General features: G+C 62.0%; 5 protein-coding genes. 3 read left to right on the top strand and 2 right to left on the bottom strand.

Translation table 11 applies throughout. The features are described 5' to 3' along the window. Positions 1-332, bottom strand: a 332-nt coding sequence (locus AC1DS3_RS35420; RefSeq protein ID WP_477129017.1) for a GntR family transcriptional regulator, incomplete at its 3' end; no start/stop codon positions are given. Positions 333-597: 265 nt separating this feature from the next. Between AC1DS3_RS35420 and AC1DS3_RS35415 the strand changes: the two genes are divergently transcribed. Continuing rightward, positions 598-1,995 (top strand): spinster family MFS transporter, encoded by a 1,398-nt coding sequence (locus AC1DS3_RS35415; protein ID WP_441637101.1) that lies wholly within the window; start codon positions 598-600, stop codon positions 1,993-1,995. A 271-nt stretch (positions 1,996-2,266) separates the two neighbouring features. On the opposite strand, the gene ftrA is transcribed toward AC1DS3_RS35415, so the two are convergent. Next, entirely contained in the window at positions 2,267-3,325 is a 1,059-nt protein-coding gene (gene ftrA / locus AC1DS3_RS35410) for a transcriptional regulator FtrA (RefSeq protein ID WP_441637099.1), read from the bottom strand. 197 nt (positions 3,326-3,522) lie between these two features. Between ftrA and AC1DS3_RS35405 the strand changes: the two genes are divergently transcribed. Both AC1DS3_RS35405 and AC1DS3_RS35400 read left to right on the top strand, forming a co-directional pair. Next, complete coding sequence (locus AC1DS3_RS35405; RefSeq protein WP_441637203.1) at positions 3,523-3,870, top strand: DUF3088 domain-containing protein; 348 nt, start codon at positions 3,523-3,525, stop codon at positions 3,868-3,870. 191 nt (positions 3,871-4,061) lie between these two features. Then, positions 4,062-4,620 (top strand): FAD-dependent oxidoreductase (locus tag AC1DS3_RS35400; protein WP_477129016.1); only part of this gene is annotated, 559 nt, incomplete at its 3' end.

Below are 4,620 nucleotides of genomic sequence, written 5' to 3'. Positions count from 1 at the left end.
GCCCTGAGCCGGGCGCGCTGGTCATCGTCCATGCGGCGCGCGGCCAGCTTCGCCGCAACGGCCTCCAGCTCGCCCAGCAATTCGAGGGTCTCCCGCAGTTGCGTAATTGACAGGCGAGACACAAACACCCCCACCCGGGGCACGATGCGGACCATGTTCTGCACGGAGAGCTGCTGGAGTGCTTCACGCACGGGCGTGCGGGAGACGCCGAAGCGTTCTGCGAGCATGCGTTCATCCAGCGGCGTGCCGGGCGGCATGTCGCCGTTCTCGATTTCACGCTGGATCGTGGCCTTGATCTCGCCGGCCATGCTTTTCTTTTCGGGCTGTGTCATGGGGGTCTGGAATGTTAGGTTCTGCCAACGCAGTATACCGAAATGAAATACTGGCATGCACCTCGAGGTGCGGAAAGAAGCAGCTATAGCAGAAAAAGAAGCCCGAACGCGATCCCAGGCTTGTGGCGTCTGGGCTCACGTGCCAGAATCACCGCGATAAATACCAAAAGCTATTTCTGGCATCAACAAGATCGTCGACCGCATGCTCGCTTGCACATGGCGCGGCAGCGCGGCACGTAGACAACCGATCAAGGAGACCCCCCTCATGCAAGACCTCGCCGGCGTGCCGGCCCGGACAGCGTCCGGACCGCGCACGTATTACCGCTATTGGTTCCTGACGCTGCTCATCCTGGTGTATGCCTCAAGCTTCGTCGACCGCATCTTCATTTCGGTTGTGGCACAGAAGATCAAGGCTGAGATGAGCCTGTCCGACGTCCAACTGGGAATCCTGGGCGGCTTGGCGTTCTCGATCCTGTACGCAACACTCAGCATCCCCGTGGCACGGCTGGCCGAACGGCGCAACCGCGTCACGCTGATTTCCGTTTCCATCGCGCTGTGGTCTGCGATGACCGCGCTGTGCGGGACCGCGGGGAATTTCTGGCACCTGCTGCTGTATCGCCTGGGCGTGGGGATCGGCGAAGCTGGCTGCACACCGGCTGCCCATTCCCTGATTGCCGACCAGTTCCCTCCCGAGCGGCGAGCCACGGCCTTTTCCCTGTATGCGCTGGGGCCGCCGCTGGGCGTTATCGCCGGGGCMATTGGCGGCAGCTGGCTTGCGCAAAGGCTGGGCTGGCGGGAAGCCTTCTATGTGGTGGGATTGCCGGGCCTCATCCTCGGGGGCCTGGCATGGCTGACCCTGAAAGAGCCCCAGCGTGGCGCCAGCGATCCGGACCATGCCAATGCGCAGCAAGTGCCGTCCCTGCGAGAAGTGCTGTCGGTGTTGATGCGCAGCCGGGCCTTTGTGCAGTTTCTACTGGGCACGGTCATCTGTGCATTCGCCCAGTACGCGATCAACCTCTTCATGCCGGTTTACCTGGCACGCGTCTTCGGCATGGATATGGTGCAGGCAGGCCTGGCTTTCGGCCTGATCGTGGGTATCGGCGGTCTGGCGGGCAATGCGCTGGGCGGCTTCGCGGCGGATGCGGCCGGGCGGTACGACCCGCGCTGGTACGCCTGGGTACCGGCTTGCGGCACGCTGCTTGGCTTCCCGCTCGCGGCGATCGCCTTTCTGCAACAGGACTGGCATGTTGCCGTGCCCCTTCTGCTGCTGTGCACGCTGATGCTGAATGTCTGGAACGGCCCGACTTTTGCCGTGGTACACGGCCTCGTTTCGCCTCGCATGCGTGCCACGGCGTCAGCGATCGTCTTTCTTACGATGAACCTGATCGGGCAAGGCTTCGGCCCGCCGACCATCGGGATGCTGAGCGATCTGTTTGCCTCGCACATCTTTGCCGCCGGCAATTTCCAGGCGATGTGCCACGCGGGGCAAAGCGGCGGGCACGCGGTGGCTGCCTGGCAGGGTCCGGCGGCGGCGGCCTGCGCACAAGCTTCGGCGCAGGGACTGCGCTATGCCATGCTGACGATGAGCATGATCTTTGCGTGGGCAAGCCTGCACTACTTCTTTGCAAGCCGGCAACTCGGACGGCGGGCTGCCGGGTGCTGAACGCTGGCGTGGCGGCTGCGGCTACCCGGCCGCGAGAAGCGATATCCCGGAACTAGCTAACGCACCAGCAGACCAAGCCGCGATCCCTGCCCGCGTGTGCGCCGGGTAGTCCATTCCAGTTCTTCCACGCTCCTTCCCCTTCGTTGGTTGGGATTCAGTTTCGACATGCCATCATGGCACGTCAACGCGGCTGTCGTGCTGCGCGAGCAGCAGATGAGCATGCTTTGCTCCAATACCACTCGTCGGTCTGAGGCGGAGCATCGTTAGGTAATCAGTGTGCCTCGGATGCGCTGAACCGTCGCCTGTAGTAACCCGGACTAGTTCCAAGCCGAGTCCTGAAATGATTGCGCAAAGTGGCTGCAGCACCAAAACCGACTTGCACCGCGATTTCATCCACGGATAAATCGGTCTCTTCGAGCAATGCCCTGGCCCGGCCCAGGCGCTCGGAAAGTAGCCACTCCCCTGGCGGCGTCCCCATCGTACTGACAAAGTGCCGCTGAAAGGTTCGGGCGCTCATCGCCGATTGTTTTGCCATTCTGACAATCGACCAGCCTTCGTCCAATGTTGCGCGCACCGCGTCCACCAAGGGTGCGAGCGAAGCGCCGCTACGCTTTGAGACCGGCTCGTCGATATATTGGGCCTGCCCGCCTTCGCGGTGGGGTGGCATGACAAGTCGGCGTGCGACCTGATTGGCTGCGCGCGGGCCAAGGTCCCGGCGAATCAGGTGGAGGCACAAGTCGATTCCCGCCGCACTACCGGCAGACGTGAGGACATCGCCGGCATCGACGTAAAGCACGTCAGCTTCCACATGGACTTCCGGATATCGCGCCGCGAGCGCTGCGGCATGACGCCAGTGCGTAGTCGCACGCTTTCCGTCCAGCAACCCTGCTGCCGCCAAGACAAAGGCGCCCGTGCAGATTGACATGACGCGCGCCCCGCGTTTATTCGCCTTCCTCAACGCGCGGCAAAGCTCCGGCGGGACGTCCGCTTCGATACCGCGCCACCCCGGGATGATGATGGTTCTCGCTTTGGCCAGGAGTTCGAGGCCACCGTCAGCCTGTACCTGGATTCCACCCGAACCGCGCAACCTTCCCGATTCGGCGGAACAGGTCATGAAGCGATACCAGTTTTCGCCCATTTCAGGTCTTGGCAGACCGAACACTTCAACGGCGCAGCCGTATTCAAAGAGGCTCAGACCGTCATACACGACGACGGCAACCAGTCCTGCGTTGACAGATGATTGTGATTTGGTCTTTGGCACGATAGGGACGGAAATTGGCTTTGATGCCACTAGCAATCGATTTTGCCCCATCTGCTCTACATCTCGCAAGACTCTCCCTCGCGTCTGTTGCGTGTGCTGCGGTCCTGATCTCCCCCCACTCCTCTCAAGTTGGCACGATCTTTACGAAAGTTGTCGTTCGCGCCACTAGTGGGTTCACCTTGCACCGCTTATCCTGTGATCGGTGGTTCGCGGTACGGAAAGCAACGCGCGTCCGCCAGCAATTTCAACCCGCAGAGAGAGTGAAAGTGAAAGACAAACTATTCATGCTTCGCCCCGGCTTTTTTTCAGGCTCGGAAGGTCCGTTCTATTGTGGAGATTCCGTTGCCGTTGAAGGCCTGCTCGGTTTCTTCCCGCAGTTGCGCAATGAAGTTGATGTCGAATACATCGATGCGCCCCGCCCTCGCATGGCACTTGTCGAACTGATCGGCGAGGCGAACCAGTCCGCCCCCGTCCTGGTGCTGGGCGCCGGGCGCGCGCCGGTCGATGGCGGCGTGGAGATTCGCGCACACGGGCAGACGCGTTTTATCGATTCGCCCGACCATATCCGTCGATACCTGTCGTCGCAGTACGGTGTGGCGCGTCCCGCCTCCTGACTACAGCCCAACCCGGCTCATGCGTGAAGAGGCCTTCCATGCAGCCCCGGCGCGCCATCGCAATTGCGATCGGCGGCATCGTCTACCGCAACATTGCGGTACCCATGCGTGGCGGGCCTCGACTTCGACCCTGTTCGGTAATCGCTTCAGACATTCGTCTGAAGTCTCTTGAATAAGCTACGGATTCTCCAATGTCTTCGCCCAAGCATGCCAAGGTCCTGATTCTCGGTTCCGGCCCTGCCGGCTACACCGCCGCCGTCTATGCAGCGCGCGCCAACCTGTCGCCGGTGCTCGTCACGGGTCTTGCGCAGGGCGGCCAGCTGATGAGTACGACTGATGTCGAAAACTGGCCGGCAGATGCGACCGGCGTGCAGGGCCCCGAACTGATGCAGCGCTTTCTCGACCACGCCGAACGCTTCAACACCGAGATMGTGTTCGACCACATCCACACGGCGAAGCTCGACGAGAAGCCGATCCGCCTGATCGGCGATTCCGGCGAGTACACCTGCGAGGCGCTAATCATCGCGACCGRCGCATCCGCACAGTATCTCGGCCTGCCGTCCGAGGAATCCTTCATGGGCCGCGGCGTGTCCGCCTGCGCGACCTGCGATGGCTTCTTCTACCAGCAGCAGCATGTGGCTGTGGTTGGCGGTGGCAATACGGCTGTCGAGGAAGCGCTGTATCTGGCTGGCATCGCGAAGAAGGTCACGGTGATCCATCGCCGCGACAAGTTCCGCGCCGAGCCGATCC

Source organism: Cupriavidus sp. 01L46, from assembly GCF_056399905.1.
The sequence above is the reverse complement of the archived record's forward strand: the minus strand, read 5'-3'. Positions and strand labels throughout refer to the sequence as shown.